At 58.6% G+C, this 19,525-nt stretch carries 21 protein-coding genes and 1 riboswitch; of the genes, 9 read left to right on the plus strand and 12 right to left on the minus strand.

The genetic code is table 11. From position 1 onward, the window contains the following. The first annotated feature begins 166 nt into the window (after nt 1–166). From ACO6VX_RS08570 to ACO6VX_RS08580, 3 genes are read left to right on the plus strand one after another with little or no spacing between them, the layout of a single operon-like run. Nucleotides 167–928, plus strand: a complete 762-nt coding sequence (locus ACO6VX_RS08570; RefSeq protein ID WP_022626009.1) for an endonuclease/exonuclease/phosphatase family protein — start codon at nt 167–169, stop codon at nt 926–928. Continuing rightward, nucleotides 925–2,169, plus strand: a complete 1,245-nt coding sequence (gene clsB / locus ACO6VX_RS08575) for a cardiolipin synthase ClsB (RefSeq protein WP_010260263.1) — start codon at nt 925–927, stop codon at nt 2,167–2,169. The genes ACO6VX_RS08570 and clsB overlap by 4 nt, the downstream gene beginning before the upstream one ends. Continuing rightward, nucleotides 2,169–3,134 (plus strand): lysylphosphatidylglycerol synthase domain-containing protein, encoded by a 966-nt coding sequence (locus tag ACO6VX_RS08580; protein ID WP_033757029.1) that lies wholly within the window; start codon nt 2,169–2,171, stop codon nt 3,132–3,134. The genes clsB and ACO6VX_RS08580 overlap by 1 nt, the downstream gene beginning before the upstream one ends. Before the next feature lie 50 nt (nt 3,135–3,184). On the opposite strand, the gene ACO6VX_RS08585 is transcribed toward ACO6VX_RS08580, so the two are convergent. Further along, a complete protein-coding gene (locus ACO6VX_RS08585; RefSeq protein WP_422458080.1) occupies nt 3,185–3,892 on the minus strand; it encodes a Bax inhibitor-1/YccA family protein in 708 nt (235 codons plus the stop codon). Between the two features lie 246 nt (nt 3,893–4,138). Then, the gene (locus tag ACO6VX_RS08590; protein WP_422458081.1) at nt 4,139–5,233 is read right to left on the minus strand and encodes a DUF1615 domain-containing protein; all 1,095 of its coding nucleotides are present in this window, start codon (nt 5,231–5,233) and stop codon (nt 4,139–4,141) included. A 106-nt stretch (nt 5,234–5,339) separates the two neighbouring features. Here ACO6VX_RS08590 and ACO6VX_RS08595 point away from each other — a divergent pair, with 106 nt between their 5' ends. Further along, the gene (locus ACO6VX_RS08595) at nt 5,340–6,125 is read left to right on the plus strand and encodes an OBAP family protein (protein ID WP_033785489.1); all 786 of its coding nucleotides are present in this window, start codon (nt 5,340–5,342) and stop codon (nt 6,123–6,125) included. A gap of 105 nt (nt 6,126–6,230) precedes the next feature. On the opposite strand, the gene moaE is transcribed toward ACO6VX_RS08595, so the two are convergent. From moaE to moaA, 5 genes are all read right to left on the minus strand, one after another. Beyond that, nucleotides 6,231–6,683: a molybdopterin synthase catalytic subunit MoaE gene (gene moaE / locus ACO6VX_RS08600; RefSeq protein ID WP_010260246.1), complete on the minus strand. Its 453-nt coding sequence runs from the start codon at nt 6,681–6,683 to the stop codon at nt 6,231–6,233. A 1-nt stretch (nt 6,684) separates the two neighbouring features. After that, a complete protein-coding gene (gene moaD / locus ACO6VX_RS08605) occupies nt 6,685–6,930 on the minus strand; it encodes a molybdopterin synthase sulfur carrier subunit (protein WP_010260243.1) in 246 nt (81 codons plus the stop codon). Next, nucleotides 6,923–7,408, minus strand: a complete 486-nt coding sequence (moaC, locus tag ACO6VX_RS08610) for a cyclic pyranopterin monophosphate synthase MoaC (protein ID WP_159227192.1) — start codon at nt 7,406–7,408, stop codon at nt 6,923–6,925. Before moaC ends, moaD begins: the two co-directional genes overlap by 8 nt. Nucleotides 7,409–7,410: 2 nt before the next feature. After that, the gene (gene moaB, locus ACO6VX_RS08615) at nt 7,411–7,926 is read right to left on the minus strand and encodes a molybdenum cofactor biosynthesis protein B (protein WP_033766726.1); all 516 of its coding nucleotides are present in this window, start codon (nt 7,924–7,926) and stop codon (nt 7,411–7,413) included. 14 nt (nt 7,927–7,940) lie between these two features. Next, the gene (gene moaA / locus ACO6VX_RS08620; protein WP_022626014.1) at nt 7,941–8,927 is read right to left on the minus strand and encodes a GTP 3',8-cyclase MoaA; all 987 of its coding nucleotides are present in this window, start codon (nt 8,925–8,927) and stop codon (nt 7,941–7,943) included. Then, nucleotides 8,917–9,050: riboswitch (molybdenum cofactor riboswitch) on the minus strand. (Overlaps the previous gene by 11 nt.) A 204-nt stretch (nt 9,051–9,254) precedes the next feature. On the opposite strand from moaA, the gene ACO6VX_RS08625 reads away from it, so the two are divergent. Beyond that, on the plus strand, nt 9,255–10,178 hold the full coding sequence (locus tag ACO6VX_RS08625) for a gluconeogenesis factor YvcK family protein (RefSeq protein WP_010260233.1): 924 nt from the start codon (nt 9,255–9,257) through the stop codon (nt 10,176–10,178). Here ACO6VX_RS08625 and uvrB read toward each other — a convergent pair. Continuing rightward, nucleotides 10,162–12,183, minus strand: coding sequence for an excinuclease ABC subunit UvrB (gene uvrB, locus ACO6VX_RS08630; protein WP_010260230.1), 2,022 nt, complete (start codon nt 12,181–12,183; stop codon nt 10,162–10,164). The two genes, ACO6VX_RS08625 and uvrB, sit on opposite strands and share 17 nt — an antisense overlap. 2 nt (nt 12,184–12,185) lie before the next feature. Here uvrB and ACO6VX_RS08635 point away from each other — a divergent pair, with 2 nt between their 5' ends. Both ACO6VX_RS08635 and ACO6VX_RS08640 read left to right on the plus strand, forming a co-directional pair. Further along, entirely contained in the window at nt 12,186–12,383 is a 198-nt protein-coding gene (locus tag ACO6VX_RS08635; protein WP_022626015.1) for a hypothetical protein, read from the plus strand. A 693-nt stretch (nt 12,384–13,076) separates the two neighbouring features. Further along, on the plus strand, nt 13,077–13,799 hold the full coding sequence (locus ACO6VX_RS08640) for an ABC transporter ATP-binding protein (protein ID WP_010260222.1): 723 nt from the start codon (nt 13,077–13,079) through the stop codon (nt 13,797–13,799). Nucleotides 13,800–13,945: 146 nt separating this feature from the next. Here the strand turns inward: ACO6VX_RS08640 and bioD are convergent, their stop codons facing one another. From bioD to bioB, 4 genes are read right to left on the minus strand one after another with little or no spacing between them, the layout of a single operon-like run. Further along, nucleotides 13,946–14,617 (minus strand): dethiobiotin synthase, encoded by a 672-nt coding sequence (gene bioD, locus ACO6VX_RS08645; protein WP_064704682.1) that lies wholly within the window; start codon nt 14,615–14,617, stop codon nt 13,946–13,948. Then, on the minus strand, nt 14,614–15,369 hold the full coding sequence (gene bioC / locus ACO6VX_RS08650) for a malonyl-ACP O-methyltransferase BioC (RefSeq protein WP_033771181.1): 756 nt from the start codon (nt 15,367–15,369) through the stop codon (nt 14,614–14,616). Before bioC ends, bioD begins: the two co-directional genes overlap by 4 nt. Next, nucleotides 15,353–16,504 (minus strand): 8-amino-7-oxononanoate synthase, encoded by a 1,152-nt coding sequence (gene bioF, locus ACO6VX_RS08655; protein ID WP_033766721.1) that lies wholly within the window; start codon nt 16,502–16,504, stop codon nt 15,353–15,355. The genes bioC and bioF overlap by 17 nt, the downstream gene beginning before the upstream one ends. Beyond that, the gene (gene bioB, locus ACO6VX_RS08660) at nt 16,504–17,535 is read right to left on the minus strand and encodes a biotin synthase BioB (RefSeq protein ID WP_340278105.1); all 1,032 of its coding nucleotides are present in this window, start codon (nt 17,533–17,535) and stop codon (nt 16,504–16,506) included. Before bioB ends, bioF begins: the two co-directional genes overlap by 1 nt. Nucleotides 17,536–17,620: 85 nt before the next feature. Here bioB and bioA point away from each other — a divergent pair, with 85 nt between their 5' ends. Then, the gene (bioA, locus tag ACO6VX_RS08665) at nt 17,621–18,925 is read left to right on the plus strand and encodes an adenosylmethionine--8-amino-7-oxononanoate transaminase (RefSeq protein WP_122889083.1); all 1,305 of its coding nucleotides are present in this window, start codon (nt 17,621–17,623) and stop codon (nt 18,923–18,925) included. 75 nt (nt 18,926–19,000) lie between these two features. Beyond that, nucleotides 19,001–19,477: a kinase inhibitor gene (locus ACO6VX_RS08670; RefSeq protein ID WP_013357177.1), complete on the plus strand. Its 477-nt coding sequence runs from the start codon at nt 19,001–19,003 to the stop codon at nt 19,475–19,477. Nucleotides 19,478–19,525: the final 48 nt, after the last annotated feature.

Genomic DNA, 19,525 nt, shown 5'->3' on the forward strand with positions numbered 1-19,525 from the left:
CAGACCCAACAGGTCGCCCAAGTGCTACCGGCACAAGCCGGAAACGATTTCCTCAATGTAAAACAATTTTCGGATAACGCCCTAATTTTCGCCCTCTTTCACCACCCATTTGTGACAAAGACTACACTTTGATTCTATTGATGATGAAAAGGAGTGCGTCGCGAGTATGCCACAAAACAAGCAAGGATTTTCAATAAAAGTCCTGACGATCAATACACATAAGGGTTTCGCCCCTTTCAATCGCCGCTTCATCCTGCCCGAATTACGCGACGCCGTTCGCGCAACGGAGGCGGATGTGGTCTTTCTGCAGGAGGTGATGGGCACGCATGCCATCCACTCCCTTAACCATGAGGAGTGGCCCGATTCTCCTCATTATGAGTTTCTGGCCGACACCATATGGAACGATTTCGCCTATGGGCGTAATGCGGTCTATCCGGAGGGGCATCACGGCAATGCGGTGCTGTCTCGCTTCCCAATCGCCGACTATGAGAACCGGGATATCTCGGTGGCGGGCAGTGAAAATCGCGGCATGCTGCACTGCCAGATCGCCCTGCCCGAGCCGCACGGCACGCTGCATGTCATCTGCGTTCATCTGGGTCTGAAAGTGGCCCATCGTCACGCGCAGATGAAGAAAATATGTGAAATGGTTAACTCACTGCCGCCCGACGCGCCGGTGGTGGTGGCGGGCGATTTCAACGACTGGCAGCGACGCGCTAACTCCATTCTGAAACATGGCGCAGGCCTGAAAGAGGTATTCAGTATGAAAACCGGACGCCCGGCGCGCACCTTCCCGGCGCGCTTCCCGATCCTGCGGCTCGACCGCATCTATGTCCGCAACGCCACCGTCAGTCATCCGTGGGCGCTGCCGCGCAAGCCCTGGTCCCATCTTTCCGACCATGCGCCGCTGGCGGTGGAGATTCACCTATGAATTTTAGCTGGCAGGAAGGCAACCGGCTGCTGTTGCTGGAAAATGGCGAAGCGTTTTTCCCGCGGGTCTTTGGCGCCATTCAGCGGGCGGAACGTACGGTATTAATCGAAACCTTTATTCTGTTTGAGGATGACGTGGGCAACGCCCTGCACCGCGAACTGCTGGCGGCAGCCCAGCGCGGCGTGCGGGTCGAAGTGATGGTCGATGGTTATGGCTCTGCCGAACTCTCCGACAAATTTGTTAACAGCCTGACCAGCGCTGGCGTGCGTTTCATCTATTACGATCCGCGTCCGCTGGTGATGGGGATGCGCACCAACGTTTTCCGCCGCCTGCACCGCAAAACCGTGGTGGTGGATGACGTGGTGGCCTTTGTGGGCGGCATTAACTTCTCGGCCGAGCACAACACCGATTATGGCCCGGAAGCCAAACAGGATTATGCGGTGCAGGTCAAAGGCCCGGTGGTGGGCGACATCGCCCGCTATCTGCAACAGGCGATTGGCAGCGAACAGAATACCCGCCGCTGGTGGGGATCGCGCTCTCATCGTCCGGCGGTCAACGCCACGCCCGGCGATGCTCAGGTGCTCTATGTTTATCGCGATAACGACGAGCATCGCGACGACATCGAAGTCCACTACCTGGAGATGCTGCGCGAGGCGAAGCGGGATGTGATTATCGCCAACGCCTACTTCTTCCCGGGTTACCGGCTGCTGCGTGAGATGCGCAACGCCGCGCAGCGTGGCGTCCGGGTACGACTGATTGTGCAGGGCGAACCGGATATGCCGATTGTGAAAGTGGGCGCGGAGCTGCTCTACAACTATCTGGTCGATGGCGGCGTCGAAGTCTACGAATATATCCGTCGCCCGCTGCACGGCAAGATCGCGGTAAAAGACGACTACTGGGCCACCGTCGGCTCCAGCAATCTCGATCCGCTCAGCCTGTCACTTAACCTTGAAGCCAATCTGATCATCCACGACAGGCCGTTTAACCAGACGCTGCGCGATAACCTGGAAGCGCTGCTGGCCAACGATTGCCAGCGCGTGCAGGAAGATCGCTTACCGCCGCGCAACTGGTGGCAACTGAGTAAAAGCGTGGTGGTATTCCACTTCCTGCGCCATTTCCCGGCCATCGCTGGCTGGCTGCCGGCGCATACGCCGCTGCTGGCCCAGGTGGGTGAGCCGGTACAGCCTGAAATGGAGACGCAGGATCGCGTTGAAACTGATAACCCGGGAGCAAAATCCTGATGGCAAAAAAACATCCACGCTGGCAACTGGCGAAAAAAATTCTCACCGTACTCTTTTTCATCGCGGTGGTGGTTCTGCTGGTGGTCTACGCCCGCAAAGTGAACTGGGAAGATGTTTATGACGTCATCGTTAACTACAACCGCTTTGTGGTACTGACCGCCGCCGGACTGGTGGTGCTGAGTTACCTGGTGTATGGCTGCTATGACCTGATTGGACGCGCCTACTGCGGCCATAAGCTGGCGAAGCGGCAGGTGATGCTGGTGTCGTTTATCTGTTACGCCTTCAACCTGACGCTGAGCACCTGGGTAGGTGGCGTCGCGATGCGCTATCGGCTCTATTCACGGTTAGGGCTGGATAGCGGCACCATTACCCGCATCTTCTCTCTGAGCATCGCCACTAACTGGCTGGGTTATATTCTGCTGGCGGGCGTGGTATTCAGTGCGGGCATGGTGTCGATCCCCAGTGGCTGGTTTATTGGTGAAACCACCCTGCGGCTGATTGGTGGCGCTCTGCTAGTGCTGGTGGCGGTCTACCTCTGGGCCTGTGCCTTCTCAAAGCAGCGTCGCTGGACGGTAAAAGGCCAGACGCTGCAGCTGCCCTCGCTGCGCATGGCGCTGCTGCAGTTTGCGGTTTCCTGTGCCAACTGGATGGTGATGGGGGCGATTATCTGGCTGCTGCTGGGACGAGACGTCGGTTATCCGATGGTGCTGGGCGTGCTGCTGATCAGCAGTATTGCCGGTGTAATTATTCATATTCCGGCGGGCATTGGCGTACTGGAAGCGGTCTTCCTGGCGCTGCTTAGCGGTCAGCACGCCTCGCATGGCACTATCATTGCGGCGCTGCTGGCTTATCGCGTGCTCTACTTTATCCTGCCGCTGCTGTTAGCGCTGGTGCTCTATCTGGGGCTGGAGAGTCGGGCGAAGCATCTGCGTCAGAAGAACGAGCAGAAGTTGCAGAAGTCGTAATAAAAAAGGGGAGGCGCAGACAGTGCACCTCCCCCGCTACTCCCTCAGGCTTAACGGCGGTTGCCGAAAATCCGCAGCAGCAACAGGAACAGGTTGATAAAGTCGAGATACAGCGTCAGTGCGCCCATAATCGAGTAGCGACGCAGGTTTTCCGTATCGCGGGCATCGATCTGCTCACCGATATTTTTCAGTTTCTGCGTGTCATAGGCCGTTAATCCCACAAATACCACCACCCCGATGTAGGTAATCGCCCACATCAGCGCCGGGCTTTTCAGCCAGAAGTTCACCAGCGACGCCAGCACGATGCCAATCAGCGCCATAAACAGCAGGCTGCCAAAACGGCTGAGATCGCGTTTGGTGGTATAGCCGTAGAAGCTCATCGCGCCAAACATACCCGCCGTGATAAAGAAGGTGCTGGCGATCGAGGAGTTAGTGTAAACCAGGAAGATACTCGCCATGGTCAGGCCGGTCAGCGCCGAATAGAGCATAAACAGCCCGGTTGCCACGGCCCCGCTCAGGCGATGCACCATGCCTGACAGGAAGAAGACCAGCCCCAGCTGCACGATAATCAGTCCGAAGAAGGTGATGCGGTTAGCAAACACCAGCTCCATGATCGCTGGCGTGCGCGCAGCGTACCAGGAGACAAACGCCGTCAGTAACAGACCGCAGGTCATCCAGCCATAAACCTGCGCCATATAGGCTTGTAAACCGCGAGATGCGGATTGAACAATGGAATCATTTCGTGGATATCGGTCCATGATGCACCTCTTGTTAAACGGATTAGGACCGGCTCCACACAGGGAACCGGATGAATAACCTGGTCTGGCAGGCATACGTTGTTTCTGTTTCAGCCCGTTGGGCCAGCGACAGCGCGACACAACCGCCACGGGCCCATACGGCCTTATGAGGATGCGCACAGTTCAGGGCCAGAATAACAATAAAAGTCGCCCGGAACTGGCTCTAAGTGTGGCACAGCTCAGCTCAACTGCGCCACAACATGCCGCTTAACGTTGCGACAGGCACTGCTGATAACGGCTGTCGACACGCTGCGCAAACCACGCCGTGGTGAGATTACGGGTAATTTTCGGGCTTTCCAGCTTGATGCCCGGCAGCATTTCACGCGGTAATTTTCGACCCGCCATTTTATCCGCCAGGGTAAAGACCTGTTTCCAGAGTTCGCTGTCGCTGAACGACGCTTTCTCCCCTTTCTCCAGATCGCGGCGAATGTCGCTGTTGCTCATATCGATCTGCTTCGACAGCGTGCGCACCGCCAGTTCGGTACCGCCCGCCGCATCCGATCCATAAAGAATCAGATCGCCATCCAGTGCCAGCTTCATGCCGGTGGCGCGCGACACCGCCGCCTGGAAGGCCGCATTGCGGCTGGCATACCAGCCCGCATTGTAGTCGGCAAAGCGGTAGAGCGGCTGGCTGTAGTCAGCCGGATAGCCGAGCAGGTGCATCGTCCCGAAGTAGATCCCGCCATGACGGGTAAAGACTTCACGCCGGATGGTGCCATCGATCGGCCACGGGTAGCCTTTGGCATGCGCTTCGGCAAACGCAATGCTGACCTGCATCGGCCCGCCGGTGTGGATTGGATTGAGATTACCAAACAGCGTCTGGCCCATCGGCACCATATCGATCAGGTCATCGAAAATAGCGCTCAGCTCTTTCTCACTGCGTACTTTGTCCAGCCGGGCGGCGTAGCTTTCACCGGTAGGCGATTTGATCTGCAGCGCGGTACGCACCAGGAATGCCGGAACGTGCACCTGCGCCGCACGGCGATTGATCTCGCCCCAGGCGATTTTTGGCAGACCCGGCACGGCGGCCTCGGCGCTGAAGTTGCTCTCCTGATCCGCCACGGCGATCACCGCGCAGAGGTTGCTGGCGCTGGGATCGATCTGCTGAGTGCGGAAGGTGGTGTAGATATCGTCGCTCCACGCCGCTTTATTGCTGACGTGCGACGGCAGCAGCCGCTGGATCTGCGCTTTGACATCTTCAGGCTGCCGCACCGGCGCCTCAGGGGTTTTCTTGCTGCTACAACCTGCCAGCACCAGGGCGGCGACCAGTGTCAGACGTTGCAGAATCGGGGTGGATGACATGCCTGTCCTCAGAATGAACCAAAGCTCTACTCTACCATCGCCAGAGTTTCACAGGCAGGCGAGAACTGAACTAAGGTTATCTTTTTTACCGTTAAAGGAACTTACGATGTTTAAACTCTGGCCTGTTGCGGCGTTCAGCCTGTTATTAACCGGCTGCGGCGCTAATAATACGCCTGCCCAGGTAAAATCTCCGGGCGCCCCCACCACCTCCTCGCTTAAGGTGCTGGAGACCGGCGCCAGCGTGATGCAGTCACGTCCGCCCATCGACGCCATCAACACCTATCTCGACGGATTCCATTTTTATAACGGCGATAAGAACGGTCAGATGGAGGCGCACCACTATGTCACCGTGCTGAATGACGATGTGATGCAGGCGGTGATTTACGACGGCAACACGCGCGATGCACGGCTGATGGGCGTGGAGTACATTATCAGCGAACGGCTGTTTAACACCCTGCCGCCCGAAGAAAAGAAGCTCTGGCACAGCCATCAGTATGAGGTGAAATCGGGCACGCTGATTGCACCAGGCTTACCGGAAGCCGCCGACCACGCCCTGATGAAGCGCATTGTGAACACCTACGGGAAAACCTGGCACACCTGGCACACCGATCGCGACAAAACGCTGCCGATCGGCATTCCGGCGCTGATGATGGGCTTTACGGAGGATGGTCAGATGGACTCGCGACTGCTGGCGGACCGCGATCGTCGTTTTGACGTCGACAGCAAAAAGATCCGCGCCCAGCGTGCGGATATCGTGGCGCATCCTGCCGCAGCAGGTGCCAATGCCTGGCAACAGGGCCAGGTCATTCAGCTGAAGCGCACCGCCGGCGGCGGCGAACACAGCCACGGTCAGACCGGTTTTGGTCCGGCTGAGCAGCTAAAGCAGCCTTAATCCCGCGCTAAGCGTCGTGATGTCCGGGGATGCGGGCAGCGGCGTGTCTGCGGTTAACGGCTCAGCGGGCGCAGACACTTCTGCCCGCTAAGCCGTTAATACAGCTTAGTCCCAGCGCTGAGCCGCCTGGTGGTCGCTGTCGCGGGCATCCACCCAGCGATCGCCCTGCTCTGTCGCTTCTCGCTTCCAGAACGGCGCGCGGGTTTTCAGGTAATCCATGATGAACTCTGCAGCGGAAAAGGCGCTGCCACGATGGGCACTGGTCACGCCCACCAGCACGATTTCATCGCCGGGAAACAGTTCGCCCACGCGATGGATCACCGTGACGCGCTGCAGCGGCCAGCGTTCGCGCGCCGCATCAACAATCTCCTGTAGCGCTTTTTCGGTCATGCCGGGATAGTGCTCCAGCGTCAGTGCCGCGACGTCGTTGCCCAGATTGTGGTTACGGACTTTGCCGGTAAAGGTCACTACCGCACCATCTTCATCACAGGCCGCCAGCCAGCGATACGCTTCCGCCATATCAAAGGGCGCGGGACCGACGCGAATCTGCGTTTCCATCTTAGCCTCCGGTCACGGGCGGGAAAAAGGCCACTTCATCACCGGCGTGCAGCGGATGACTCATCGGCACCAGCGTCTGATTCACCGCCGCCAGCAGCTTGCCCGACTCGAGCGCCAGCGCCCAGCGGTCATCGCGATCTGCCAGCGCACTGCGCAGCGCGGCCACATCCGGATAATCAGCACCGACCTCAAGCGATGAGGTGCCGATCAGCTCACGGACCTGGGCGAAAAACAGCACCTTAATCATGCGCGACCGCCTGGAAATCGCCGCTTTTGCCACCGCTCTTGCTGATTAACCGCAGCTGATCGATAACGATATCTTTCTGCACCGCTTTGCACATGTCGTAGATGGTGAGCGCGGCAACAGACGCGGCCGTCAGCGCTTCCATCTCCACGCCGGTTTTGCCGGTCAGGCGACAGAGCGTGGTGATGCGGACCCGGCTGTGGTCCGGTTCAGCCTCCAGGTTCACTTCCACTTTGCTCAGCATCAGCGGATGACAGAGCGGAATCAGTTCCCAGGTGCGTTTCGCCGCCTGAATACCGGCGATGCGCGCGGTGGCAAAGACATCCCCTTTGTGGTGGCTGCCTTCGATAACCATCTGCAGCGTTTCTGGCTGCATTAGCACCAGCACTTCTGCCCGCGCTTCGCGCACGGTTTCCGCCTTGGCGGAGACATCCACCATGTGCGCTTCGCCCGCGGCGTTAATGTGTGTGAGTTGAGACATACTTACCGTTTCTTAAGATGTGAGACAAAATTACAGGGCACGGTGCGCGCATCAAGCTGGTCAGCGATAATGCGTTCCCAGGCGGTGCGGCAGGCACTGGTGGAGCCCGGCACGGCCAGGATCAGCGTCTGATTAGCCAGACCGGCAATCGCACGCGACTGCAATGTCGAACCGCCAATCTCTTCATAGGAGATCATCCGGAACAGTTCGCCAAATCCATCAATCTCGCGGTCGAACAGCGGCAGCAGCGCTTCCGGCGTGCTGTTTTTCAGGTTAAAGCCGGTTCCGCCATTAATAATCACGACCTGAACATCTTCACTGGCGATCCAGCGCGACACAGTGGCGCGAATACGATAGAGATTATCCGGCACGATGGCGTGATCGACCACCTCATGCCCCGCTTCGGCTGCGGCTTCGCGCAGATAGTCGCCGGAGGTATCGTCACTGGCATCGCGACGATCTGACACTGTCATCACCGCAATCTGCACTGCCTGAAATTCGCTGGCTGGTTTACCCATACTGCCTCCTGAAATTAGCCGCCAATGTAAGAGAGATTCTGTGTGATGCCGGTGTTGCCCTGATGCAGAAAGTGCGTCTGCTTTTTCTGCCCCAGACTGCTGGCGATGCGCGCCTGCAGTTCGGCTTGCTGGTCGTCTGACGCCAGCAGATCGCGCAGCGGCACACCGCCGTCACCAAACAGGCATAGGTGCAGATTACCGTGCGCCGAAACGCGCAGACGGTTGCAGCTGGCACAGAAATCTTTGGCGTAGGGCATGATCAGACCAATCTCGCCGACATAATCGGGATGGTAAAAGACCTGCGCCGGGCCGTCGCTGCGTCCGCTCTCACGACGCTGCCAACCCTGGGCGATCAGCTGATCGCGGATGACCATGCCGGAAACATGCTGATCGCGGAACAGCGTGCCGCCGTCGCCGGTCTCCATCAGTTCGATAAAGCGCAGCTGAATCGGACGGGTGCGGATCCAGTCGAGGAACGTAGCCAGATTACGGCTGTTGAGATCGCGCATCAGCACGCTGTTGACTTTGACCTGGCGAAAACCGGCGTCGAGGGCAGCATCAATACCGCTCATGACCTGATGGAATTTATCCTGACCGGTAATGGCGTGAAACTGACGGGCATCCAGGCTGTCGACGCTGACGTTGAGTGCGGTTAACCCCGCGTCACGCCACTGTTTCACGTCACGCGCCAGGCGGTAGCCATTGGTGGTTACCGCGATCTGGCGAATGGAGGCGTTTTCGCGCACCGCCGCAATGATGTCGGTGAAATCACGGCGCAGCGACGGCTCACCGCCGGTCAGCCGCACTTTTTCCGTTCCGGCAGCGGCAAAGGCCCGCGTGACGCGGCGGATTTCATCCAGCGAGAGAAAGCTTTTGTTACGAATTCCCTGCGGTTTGTAGCCGTCAGGAAGACAGTAGGTACAGCGGAAATTACAGACATCCGTGACCGACAGGCGCAGGTAATAGAACTTACGCGCGTATGCATCAGTAAATTGTGACACCAGAACACCTTTCCAGATTGGGAGATGCAGTCATTTCTTCCTGCACCCTGGCAGCTCGATGGCTACGGCCTGAACCCCCTATCCGCAGACGTAGGCATTCAGGCTTGAGTGTACGCTGACCCGTTGATCAGCGCGGTAAGCATGATGGTAGCGTGATTTTGGCCACTCTTCCATTTGCTGTTTTCGCTATATATTCTTATACATATCGAATTTTCACCGCATTTTCGCGACAGGATACGTTAAAATGCGATCCAGATTTTGACGTAAGTCATCCGCGCGGGCTTAGCGATTAGAGCCTCGCCACGCGAACGGATATTAAGGAGAAGTATGAATCGCACACTGGCCGATCTTGATCGCGTTGTGGCACTGGGAGGCGGACACGGTTTAGGCCGCGTCATGTCTGCCCTTTCCCCGCTGGGCTCGCGTCTCACCGGCATCGTCACCACCACCGACAACGGCGGATCGACCGGCCGTATTCGTCGCTCAGAAGGCGGCATCGCCTGGGGCGATATGCGTAACTGCCTTAACCAGCTGATTGCAGAACCCAGCGTCGCCTCGGCGATGTTTGAGTACCGTTTTGCCGGTAATGGCGAACTGGCCGGACACAACCTGGGTAATCTGATGCTGCGGGCGCTGGATCATCTCAGCGTTCGTCCGCTGGAAGCGATCAACATCATCCGTAACCTGCTTAAGGTTGACGCCTTTTTAATCCCGATGTCAGAGCAGCCGGTGGATCTGGTGGCGATGGATGTTGAAGGCAACATGGTTTATGGCGAAACCGCAATTGACGAGATGAAGCAGCCGCCGCAGGAGCTGATGCTGCACCCTAACGTTCAGCCAACGCGGGAAGCGCTGCAGGCGGTTGGTGAAGCGGATCTGATCCTGATTGGACCCGGCAGCTTTTACACCAGCCTGATGCCGATTCTGCTGATGGAAGAGATGGCGCAGGCCTTGCGTCGCACGCCTGCCACTATGGTGTTTATCGGCAATCTGGGCCGCGAGCTGAGTCCTGCCGCCGCCAGTCTCTCAGTGGCTGATAAGCTGCAGATGATGGAGCGTTATATCGGCAAGCGGGTGATTGATGCGCTGGTCGTCAGCCCGGCGGTGGACACCCGAGGCATTGAAAACCGGCTGATTGTCCGTGAACCGCTGGAGGCCGCAGATATCCAATATCGTCACGACCGCCAGCTGCTACGGGTGGCGCTGGAACACGCCATTCAGGGCTTTAACGGCGCTACGAGGCCGCAATAAACAGCGTTCGCAGTTCATGTAGCTGATCGCGCACGTTGGCCGCCTGTTCGAACTCCAGGTTCTGCGCATGCTGCTGCATCTGCCCTTCCAGCTCGTGGATCTTCTTCTGCAGAGCCTGCGGCGTTAACAGCTGGAAATCGGCCAGCGCCTGGGCTTCGCCAGGACGGGCGGGTTTCGCTTTGCCGCGGGTTTTCACCACGTTTTTGCCCAGTTCCAGAATATCGGTGATCTTCTTATTCAGGCCCTGCGGCACGATGCCGTTCTCTTCGTTGTGCAACTGCTGTTTCTCACGGCGGCGCTCGGTCTCTTCAATGGCGCGCGCCATCGACGGCGTGATTTTATCCCCGTAGAGAATCGCCTTACCGTTGATGTTACGCGCCGCACGGCCAATGGTCTGAATCAGCGAGCGTTCGGAGCGCAGGAAGCCCTCTTTATCCGCATCGAGAATCGCCACCAGCGACACTTCCGGCATATCCAGCCCCTCACGCAGTAAGTTAATGCCCACCAGCACATCAAACTCGCCCAGACGTAAGTCGCGGATAATCTCCATACGCTCTACCGTGTCGATATCGGAGTGCAGATAACGCACCTTCTCACCATGCTCAGACAGATATTCGGTGAGATCTTCCGCCATGCGTTTGGTCAGCACCGTCACCAGTACACGTTCGTTGATCGCCACGCGCTGACGGATTTCTGACAGCAGATCGTCGACCTGGGTACCGACCGGACGCACTTCGATGATCGGATCCAGCAGACCGGTAGGACGCACCACCTGATCGATCACTTCGTCGCCCGACTTTTCCAGCTCATATTTGCCCGGCGTCGCCGAAACATAGATGGTTTGCGGGGCCAGTGCCTCAAACTCTTCAAACTTCATCGGACGGTTATCCAGCGCCGACGGCAGGCGGAAGCCATACTCCACCAGCGTCTCTTTACGCGCCCGGTCGCCTTTATACATGCCGCCAATCTGCGGAATGGTCACGTGCGACTCATCCACCACCAGCAGGCCATCGGCGGGCAGATAGTCAAACAGCGTCGGCGGCGCTTCGCCCGGTCCGCGTGCGGAGAGGTAGCGTGAGTAGTTCTCAATGCCAGAGCAGTAGCCCAGCTCGCTCATCATCTCCAGATCAAACTGGGTACGCTGAGTAATGCGCTGCTCTTCCAGCAGCTTATTGTTCTCCAGCAGCACCCGGCGGCGGTCCGCCAGCTCAACTTTGATATCTTCCATCGCCTGCAGAATACGCTCACGCGGCGTGACGTAGTGCGTCTTGGGGTAGATGGTAAAGCGCGGCACGACCGAATCGATCTGGCCAGTCAGCGGGTCAAACAGCGACAGACGCTCAACCTCTTCGTCAAACAGCTCGACGCGCAGCGCAATATCGTCCGACTCCGCCGGGAAGATATCGATCACTTCGCCGCGCACCCGGAAGGTACCGCGCTGGAACGCCTGGTCGTTGCGGGTGTACTGCAGCTCTGACAGACGGCGCAGAATACTGCGCTGATCGATAATCATGCCGCGGGTCAGGTGCAGCATCATTTTCAGATAGAGATCGGGATCGCCCAGACCGTAGATAGCCGAAACCGACGCCACCACAATGACATCGCGCCGTTCCAGCAGCGCCTTGGTGGCCGACAGACGCATCTGTTCGATATGTTCGTTCACCGACGCATCCTTTTCGATAAAGGTGTCGGAGCTCGGCACATAGGCTTCAGGCTGGTAGTAGTCGTAGTAAGAGACGAAAAACTCGACGGCGTTATCCGGGAAAAACTCTTTCATCTCGCCATAGAGCTGGGCGGCCAGCGTCTTGTTGGGTGCCAGCACCATGGTCGGACGGTTGAGGTCGGCAATCACGTTGGCGACGGTAAACGTTTTACCGGAGCCGGTTACGCCTAATAAGGTCTGATGGGCCAGTCCATCCTCCAGCCCCTCTTCCAGGCGACGTATCGCCTCAGGCTGGTCGCCCGAAGGTTTAAAGGCGGAGTTCAATTTAAAGGCTTTGCTCATGAATGCAGTTCCTGCTGGAGAAGTCGGCGGGCAGGCACTTATTTTACTCTGCTATGGTGATTTTGCCAGAAAATAATACTGGATATAAAAACAGTATTGGTGCAATGTTAACGCCAGCAGGATGGCACCTGATGTCCCTGCAGGCTGGCAGCGTTATCGCTCAGCTTGTTGCGCAATGTTATCCCCAGGAAGGGATCTGATTTAACATTTGTCAATAGAGTGTCACAAAATTACAGTACGGTTACCTGACAGATAATTCTCAGGCTTGTTTTTTGATAAACAACTGATTTTACTGACATAAGGCTATGAGGCCAGATTCTCGTCATTATGTTACCAGGCCGCGTATTTCCTCGCTTCCAACTGGTTTTCATTACCTAATGCACAAGGTTATCCACAGGAATGGTGGATAAGTGATGGCAGCCCCGACGCCATCAGCTGTGTATAATTTTTCCCTGCCTTCTCACCACCGTGAAAATAATTTTTTTTGCGTTAAATTTCGCGTCGCCTGCTGACGGATTATTCTGCAATTTTAATCTGTCACTGGGTGCCGCACGCAAATTTTCACGCCTCATACTAAGATTCTTAATCGGACTTGCTGCCACGTTACAGTTCGTCTGCACCAGAAACAGCGCTCCAGGGCACTGCAAAAGTGCAGGCGCGTGATCACCGTGGCGAATTGATAAGTTTTTCTCACCTTTCTTCCCTGACACGAGGCGCTCCGGCAGGAAACAGGGCCGTTTTTAGATCTGGCCTGGGAATTGCAGGAGTCAGTAGCGTTAACGCGCTGAATGCGCACTGTGCTGCAATGGCGAGGCTGCCGTTGCTGATGACTTGTTTGCCAGACGACAGAGCGCGGAAGCAATCAGGCTAATGATCGGGAAGGAGAGTGTCAGATGCTGAGTTTACGTTCGGTAAATCAATTTTACGGTCAAAACCATATTCTGTGGGATGTGGACCTGGATCTGTCGCCTGGCACCTGCACCGGCATTCTGGGCCGTCCTGGCATGGGTAAAACCACGCTGGTGAACTGCATCATGGGCAGATTGCCAATTAACAGCGGCTCTATCTCCTGGAAAGAGGATGGCTCGCCGCCGGAAGATCTGCTGCTGCAACCGGCTGAACAGCGGGCGCAGATGGGGATTGGCTATGTGCCGCAGGGCCGCCATATTTTTACCCAGATGAGCGTGGAAGATAATCTGCTGATTGCCCTGCTGGCGGGTGCCAGCCAGCGCGATCGGCATCGCGCCATTCCCGAAATGGTGTTCGACCTCTTCCCGGCGCTCTACTCTCTGCGCCAGCAGCGCAGCGGCGATCTGCCGATCGATCAGCAGCAACAGCTGGCCCTGGCGCGCGCGCTGGTGCTGCAGCCCAAACTGCTGATTCTGGATGAGCCGACCGACGGGATGTCGCCGTGGCTGGAAGAAGAGATGGGCAATCTGATCCGTCGGCTTAACCTCGACTACGGGCTGACCATCCTGCTGCTGGAGCAGCGCCTGTCGCTGATCCGTCGCGTGGCGGACTATTTCCTGCTGCTGCACCGCGGCCGCAATGTGGCGCAGGGCAGCATGGAACAGCTTGATGACCACACCGTCGATAAATGGCTGACGGTGGCCTGACACTCAGCGCCTGCCCCACCGGGCGTAAGTGTTGCAGGCAGGCTGGAGACGGAGCGCGCGGAACCACCGGAGCGTGTACACATCGCGTCAGGATGGTGAGCACTGCCCGGATTCAGCATGACAAATAAAATAGCCAGGCCAGGCGGTTACTCCGGCAACGTCAGGTATTGACCACAGGACGCCTGCTGCGACGCATCAGTGAGAAACGGGATGGTGCCCAGACAGGGCGCAGGTAACCTATTTTTCAGGCTGGTGAGATACTCCTGATAGCGTTTACCCGGAGGTTCAACGGTGTTGGCGATCCAGCCCACCAGCGGCAATCCGCTTGCCCGCACCGCGTCAGCGGTGAGCATGGCGTGATTGATGCAGCCGAGCTTAATCCCTACCACCAGAATCACGGGCAGCTTTTCGCTGACCACCCAGTCCGCATAAGTGTGCGTCTCCGACAACGGGGTATACCAGCCGCCCGCGCCCTCTACCAGAATCCAGTCAGCCAGCGGTTGCAGCGCCGCCAGACCCGCCGACAGCGCCAGATGGGTGATCGGCCTGCCCTCTTCGGCGCTGACGATGTGCGGCGATGTCGGCTCAAGAAACGCCAGTGGATTGACCTGCTGATAGGTTAACGGCACGCTGCTGTAACGCTGCAGCGCCAGCGCATCGCTGTTACGGATGCCCTCTGGCGTCATCTCACAGCCTGAGGCAACCGGCTTATAGCCCGCACAGCGATAGCCCGCTGCGGCTGCCGCCTGCAGCAGCCCGCCGCTGGCCACGGTTTTACCGACCTCGGTGTCGGTGCCAGTGATAAACAGGCGTTTCATGATGCACTTACTCCATAGATTAAATGGTAACTCAGGCGATAGCCGTGCCGATCGCGCGGCCAGTGCGCCTCTAACTGGTTGAGCCGTTGTCGGGTTAATACCTGCCCGTCACGCCCCTGATGCAGATGAGTCGCGCCAATCCCCTTCAGGGAGCGCATGGCGCTGAGCGCATCGGGAAAATGCAGGGTCACTACTTCTGAGGTACAGCGCAGCTGCTCTGCGTGGCAGGCCGCCGCAATCTGTGGCTCGCTGAGAAAGCGATTAGCGTGAGGCAGCGCATCCAGATGGGACCAGGCTTCATGAACCTCCTGCAGCGAACCGTCGCCCAGAGTGGAAAACAGCAGCGTGCCATCGGGCCGCAGCACCCGCCGGAACTGGCTCAGCGCGCCGGGCAGATCCTCGCTCCACTGCACCGCCAGGTTGCTCCACACCAGATCAATCGTGTTATCCGCCAGCGGCAGCGCGTCGATATCACCGGCCAGATAGTGCTGCGCCGCGTCATTGTCCCGCGCCTGTTGCAGCATCTGCGGAGAGAGATCCAGTGCCGTTACCTGTTTGCCACGTTCGCGCCACAGTCTGCTGTACCAGCCGGTGCCGCAACCGGCATCCAGCAGCTGCAGACCGCTCTGTGCGGGCGCCTGTGCCAGCAGGGCATCGCCGCTGAGGCGTTGCAGCGCCGCATGGGCATCGTAATGGCTGGCCGCCCGGCCAAAGGCGCGTGCCACCGCCTGCTTGTCAACCCGCAGCGTCATGCAGCGCCTCCAGTAACCGGTCAATATCCTCGGGGCGATGAGCCGCGGTCAGGGTGATGCGCAGCCGGGCCGTCCCCGGCGGCACGGTCGGTGGCCGGATCGCGCTGACCCAGCAGCCCGCCTCAGCCAGCCGCTGGGAGAGCGCCATCGCATCACCATTTTCGCCCACCAGCAGCGGCTGAATCGCGCTGCCGGAGTCCATCAGTTGCCACGGCAGCGAGGCCGCACCGCGCCGGAAATGCCCGATGTTCTGCTGCAGTTGCTGGCGCAGGGCATCGCCCTGCTGAACTTCACGCAGCGCCGCCTGCAGCGCGCTCGCCTGCGCCGCGGGCATCGCGGTGGAGTAGATCAGATGTCGGCTGAACTGCAGGAAATAGTCGGCGGTGGCTGCGTCGCACAGCAGCGCGGCACCGCTGACGCCAAAGGCTTTGCCAAAGGTGACCACCAGCAGTTCCGGTTTAACGTCCTGCTGCCAGCAGCTGCCGCGCCCCTGCTCACCCACCACGCCGATGCCGTGCGCATCATCCACCAGCAGCCAGCCCTCTGCCTGGCGCGTCTGTTGCGCCAGGGCGGCCAGCGGCGCACTGTCGCCATCCATGCTGAAAATACCTTCCGTCACCACCAGCGTTTCGCCCTCACAGGGAGAGGCGAGCCGGGCTGCCAGGCTCTCCGGCGCGTTGTGATGGAAACGTCGTAGCTGTGCCGGACTATGGCTGGCGGCGTCGAGCAGCGAGGCGTGGCTGAGTTTATCGGCCAGGATGCGATCGTTTTTCTCGCCCAGCAGATGAATAACTGCCTGATTGGCCGCAAAGCCAGAGATAAACAGCAGCGCACGGTCGTAGCCGAGCCAGTCGGCCAGCTGCGCCTCAAGATCGGCGTGCTGACGGTGATAACCGGTGACATGCCCTGAAGCACCGGCACCTGCGCCCGCCTGCGCCGCGCCCTGTTGCCAGCCCGCAATCACCGCCGGATGCTGGGTTAAGCCGAGATAATCATTGCTGGAAAAGTGGAGATAGCTGCGGCCGCCGCTGTGCAGCGTGCGGGTCGATTGCTGATCGATCACCCGTCGCTGCCGCCAGCCATCGGCCGCCCGGCGCTGCGTCAGCGCCTGACGGATACGTTGCTGCCAGCCCATTACAGCGCCGCGTTGTAGAACTGTTCAGTGTCGGCATGGAATAGCTGCTCGCTGAGTTGCTGCTCCTGCTGCTGATCGCCGTGCTGAGTGTGAGTAGGCTCCGGGTTAAGACCCAGTTTGCGGAACAGCACGCGGTCTTTGTCCTCTTCCGGATTCGGCGTGGTCAGCAGTTTGCAGCCGTAGAAAATCGAGTTCGCCCCGGCCATAAAGCACATCGCCTGGGTCTGCTCACTCATCTGCTCACGGCCCGCTGAGAGGCGCACATGCGAGGTCGGCATCATGATGCGCGCCACCGCGATGGTGCGGATAAAATCGAACGGTTCCACATCATCGTTATCTGCCAGCGGCGTGCCTTTGACCTTCACCAGCATATTGATCGGTACACTCTCCGGCGGCGTTGGCAGGTTGGCTAACTGCACCAGCAGACCGGCGCGGTCGTTAACGGTTTCGCCCAGGCCGACAATGCCACCCGAACAGACCTTAATGCCGGCGTCGCGCACTTTGCCCAGCGTATCCAGACGTTCCTGATAGCTGCGGGTGGTGATGATGGAGCCGTAGAATTCCGGTGAGGTGTCGAGGTTATGGTTGTAGAAATCGAGACCCGCGCCCGCCAGTCGCTGCGCCTGGTGCTCGCTGAGCGTGCCCAGCGTCATGCAGGTTTCCATTCCCATCGCCTTCACGCCTTCCACCATCTTCTCCAGATAGGGCATATCGCGCTCGTGCGGATTTTTCCACGCGGCACCCATGCAGAAACGGGTTGAACCGGCGGCTTTGGCCTGACGCGCTGAGGTCAGCACCTCTTCCACTTCCATCAGACGCTCCGACTCCAGGCCGGTCTTGTAGCGCGCGCTCTGCGGGCAGTATTTACAATCTTCCGGACAGGCGCCGGTTTTAATCGACAGCAGGGTACTGACCTGCACCTGGCGCGGATCGAAGTGCTGCCGATGCACCTGCTGCGCTTTAAACATCAGTTCAAGAAAGGGTTGATCAAACAGCGCTTGCGCCTGTGCAATTGTCCAGCGTTGAGCCATTACTTACTCCAAAAAGGGTGTCATCCCGACGAAAAGCAGGGTTATACTTGTAAACTATATTTTTTTATTTTGGTTTACAACTCCGATGACTATCCCCGTTTTCTCCTCAGACGATGCCCGCTTTGACCGCCAGCATATCTGGCATCCCTACACCTCCATGCAGGATCCGCTGCCCTGCTACCCGGTGGTCGCCGCACAGGGTTTTCAGCTGAAACTGGCCGATGGCCGTGAGCTGGTGGATGGGATGTCCTCGTGGTGGGCGGCGATCCACGGTTACAACCATCCGCGCCTGAACCGGGCACTCACAGAGCAGGTCACCCAGATGTCGCACGTGATGTTTGGCGGCATTACCCATCCGGCGGCGGTGGCGCTCTGCCGTCAGCTGGTGGCGATGACGCCTGAGGCGCTGGAGTGCGTCTTCCTGGCCGATTCAGGCTCGGTGGCGGTGGAAGTGTCGATGAAGATGGCGCTGCAGTACTGGCTGGGGCGTGGCGAGACGCGTCAGCAGTTCCTGACGCTGAAACGCGGCTATCACGGCGATACCTTTGCAGCGATGTCGGTGTGCGACCCCGAGAACTCGATGCACAGCCTGTGGCGCGGCTATCTGCCCGAGCATCACTTTGCGGCGGCCCCGGCCTGCGGCTTTGATGATGAATGGCACCAGCCTGATTTCGATGATTTCGCCAGGCTGATAGAACAGCATCACCGGCAACTGGCAGCCGTCATTCTGGAGCCGATTGTGCAGGGTGCGGGCGGCATGCGTTTCTACCATCCGCGCTATCTGCAGCAGGTACGGGAAGCCTGTGATCGCTATGGCGTGCTGTTGATTGCAGATGAGATCGCCACCGGGTTTGGCCGTACCAGCAAACTTTTTGCCTGCGAGCATGCGGGCATTACCCCGGATATTCTCTGCGTCGGCAAAGCACTGACCGGTGGCATGATGACGCTGGCGGCGACCCTGACCAGCCGCGAGGTCGCGGACACCATCAGCCGCAGCGCGGCGGGCTGCTTTATGCATGGCCCGACCTTTATGGGCAATCCGCTGGCCTGCGCGGTAGCGGCGGAGAGCCTGACCATGCTGGCGGAAGGTCACTGGCAGCGCCAGGTGACGGCGATCGAACAGCAGTTACGGGCTGAGCTGCTACCGCTGCGCAGTTCACCGCAGGTGGCCGATGTGCGCGTGCTGGGCGCGATTGGCGTAGTGGAAACCCATCAGGCGGTTAATATGGCGGCGCTGCAGCAGTTCTTTGTTGAACAGGGCGTCTGGATCCGGCCTTTTGGCCGGCTGATTTACCTGATGCCACCCTACATCATCACGCCGCAGGCGCTGAGCAGGCTGGTGCAGGCGATTGGCGGCGCGCTGGAGCATTCTCAACATTTTGCCGCCTGAAGCGGGCTGACCGCTGGCACTGACGGCACTTTTGGTTATGATGACAGGCTATTCATCGACAATTAAGGAGATGTGATGCGCGTTTTTAGTCAGGATTTTAATGACGGCGAGAAAATGCCTGAAAAGCATGTTTTCAACGGCATGGGTTATCAGGGCGAGAATATCTCTCCCCATCTTGCCTGGGAAGCGGCACCAGAGGGTACCAAAAGTTTTGTGGTGACCTGCTACGATCCTGATGCCCCGACCGGTTCCGGCTGGTGGCACTGGGTGGTGGCGAATATTCCGGCCAGCACGACGTCACTGCCGCAGGGTGCCGGTTCCGGCAAAGCATCACTGCCAGCAGGCGCAATCCAGACCCGTACCGATTTCGGTCAGGCGGGCTACGGTGGCGCGGCGCCGCCACAGGGCGAAACCCATCGCTACATTTTCACCGTGCATGCGCTGGATGTGGAGACGATTGAAGTAGATGAAGGCGCCAGTGGCGCAATGGTCGGCTTTAATGTGCATTTCCACGCACTGGCGAGCGCCTCGCTGACCGTGAATTATCAGTAATTCAGCACGCCAGACTACTGGCAAACCCAAGGCTGGGTGACCTGGCAG

The organism is Pantoea sp. BJFS-204 (assembly GCF_049310725.1).
GTDB classification, from domain to species: Bacteria; Pseudomonadota; Gammaproteobacteria; order Enterobacterales; family Enterobacteriaceae; genus Pantoea; species Pantoea agglomerans.

What these genes read in the sequence shown, in the direction of transcription:
- bioD (WP_064704682.1), bottom strand. Translation starts at nt 14,617, where the DNA reads ATGAAACGCCTGTTTATCACTGGCACCGACACCGAGGTCGGTAAAACC.
- moaC (WP_159227192.1), bottom strand. Translation starts at nt 7,408, where the DNA reads ATGTCTCAACTCACACACATTAACGCCGCGGGCGAAGCGCACATGGTG.
- ACO6VX_RS08570 (WP_022626009.1), top strand. Translation starts at nt 167, where the DNA reads ATGCCACAAAACAAGCAAGGATTTTCAATAAAAGTCCTGACGATCAAT.
- ACO6VX_RS08640 (WP_010260222.1), top strand. Translation starts at nt 13,077, where the DNA reads ATGCTGAGTTTACGTTCGGTAAATCAATTTTACGGTCAAAACCATATT.
- ACO6VX_RS08590 (WP_422458081.1), bottom strand. Translation starts at nt 5,233, where the DNA reads ATGTCATCCACCCCGATTCTGCAACGTCTGACACTGGTCGCCGCCCTG.
- bioC (WP_033771181.1), bottom strand. Translation starts at nt 15,369, where the DNA reads ATGACGCTGCGGGTTGACAAGCAGGCGGTGGCACGCGCCTTTGGCCGG.
- ACO6VX_RS08625 (WP_010260233.1), top strand. Translation starts at nt 9,255, where the DNA reads ATGAATCGCACACTGGCCGATCTTGATCGCGTTGTGGCACTGGGAGGC.
- bioF (WP_033766721.1), bottom strand. Translation starts at nt 16,504, where the DNA reads ATGGGCTGGCAGCAACGTATCCGTCAGGCGCTGACGCAGCGCCGGGCG.
- clsB (WP_010260263.1), top strand. Translation starts at nt 925, where the DNA reads ATGAATTTTAGCTGGCAGGAAGGCAACCGGCTGCTGTTGCTGGAAAAT.
- bioA (WP_122889083.1), top strand. Translation starts at nt 17,621, where the DNA reads ATGACTATCCCCGTTTTCTCCTCAGACGATGCCCGCTTTGACCGCCAG.
- moaE (WP_010260246.1), bottom strand. Translation starts at nt 6,683, where the DNA reads ATGGAAACGCAGATTCGCGTCGGTCCCGCGCCCTTTGATATGGCGGAA.
- moaB (WP_033766726.1), bottom strand. Translation starts at nt 7,926, where the DNA reads ATGGGTAAACCAGCCAGCGAATTTCAGGCAGTGCAGATTGCGGTGATG.
- ACO6VX_RS08580 (WP_033757029.1), top strand. Translation starts at nt 2,169, where the DNA reads ATGGCAAAAAAACATCCACGCTGGCAACTGGCGAAAAAAATTCTCACC.
- bioB (WP_340278105.1), bottom strand. Translation starts at nt 17,535, where the DNA reads ATGGCTCAACGCTGGACAATTGCACAGGCGCAAGCGCTGTTTGATCAA.
- ACO6VX_RS08595 (WP_033785489.1), top strand. Translation starts at nt 5,340, where the DNA reads ATGTTTAAACTCTGGCCTGTTGCGGCGTTCAGCCTGTTATTAACCGGC.
- ACO6VX_RS08585 (WP_422458080.1), bottom strand. Translation starts at nt 3,892, where the DNA reads ATGGACCGATATCCACGAAATGATTCCATTGTTCAATCCGCATCTCGC.
- moaD (WP_010260243.1), bottom strand. Translation starts at nt 6,930, where the DNA reads ATGATTAAGGTGCTGTTTTTCGCCCAGGTCCGTGAGCTGATCGGCACC.
- ACO6VX_RS08670 (WP_013357177.1), top strand. Translation starts at nt 19,001, where the DNA reads ATGCGCGTTTTTAGTCAGGATTTTAATGACGGCGAGAAAATGCCTGAA.
- uvrB (WP_010260230.1), bottom strand. Translation starts at nt 12,183, where the DNA reads ATGAGCAAAGCCTTTAAATTGAACTCCGCCTTTAAACCTTCGGGCGAC.
- ACO6VX_RS08635 (WP_022626015.1), top strand. Translation starts at nt 12,186, where the DNA reads ATGCAGTTCCTGCTGGAGAAGTCGGCGGGCAGGCACTTATTTTACTCT.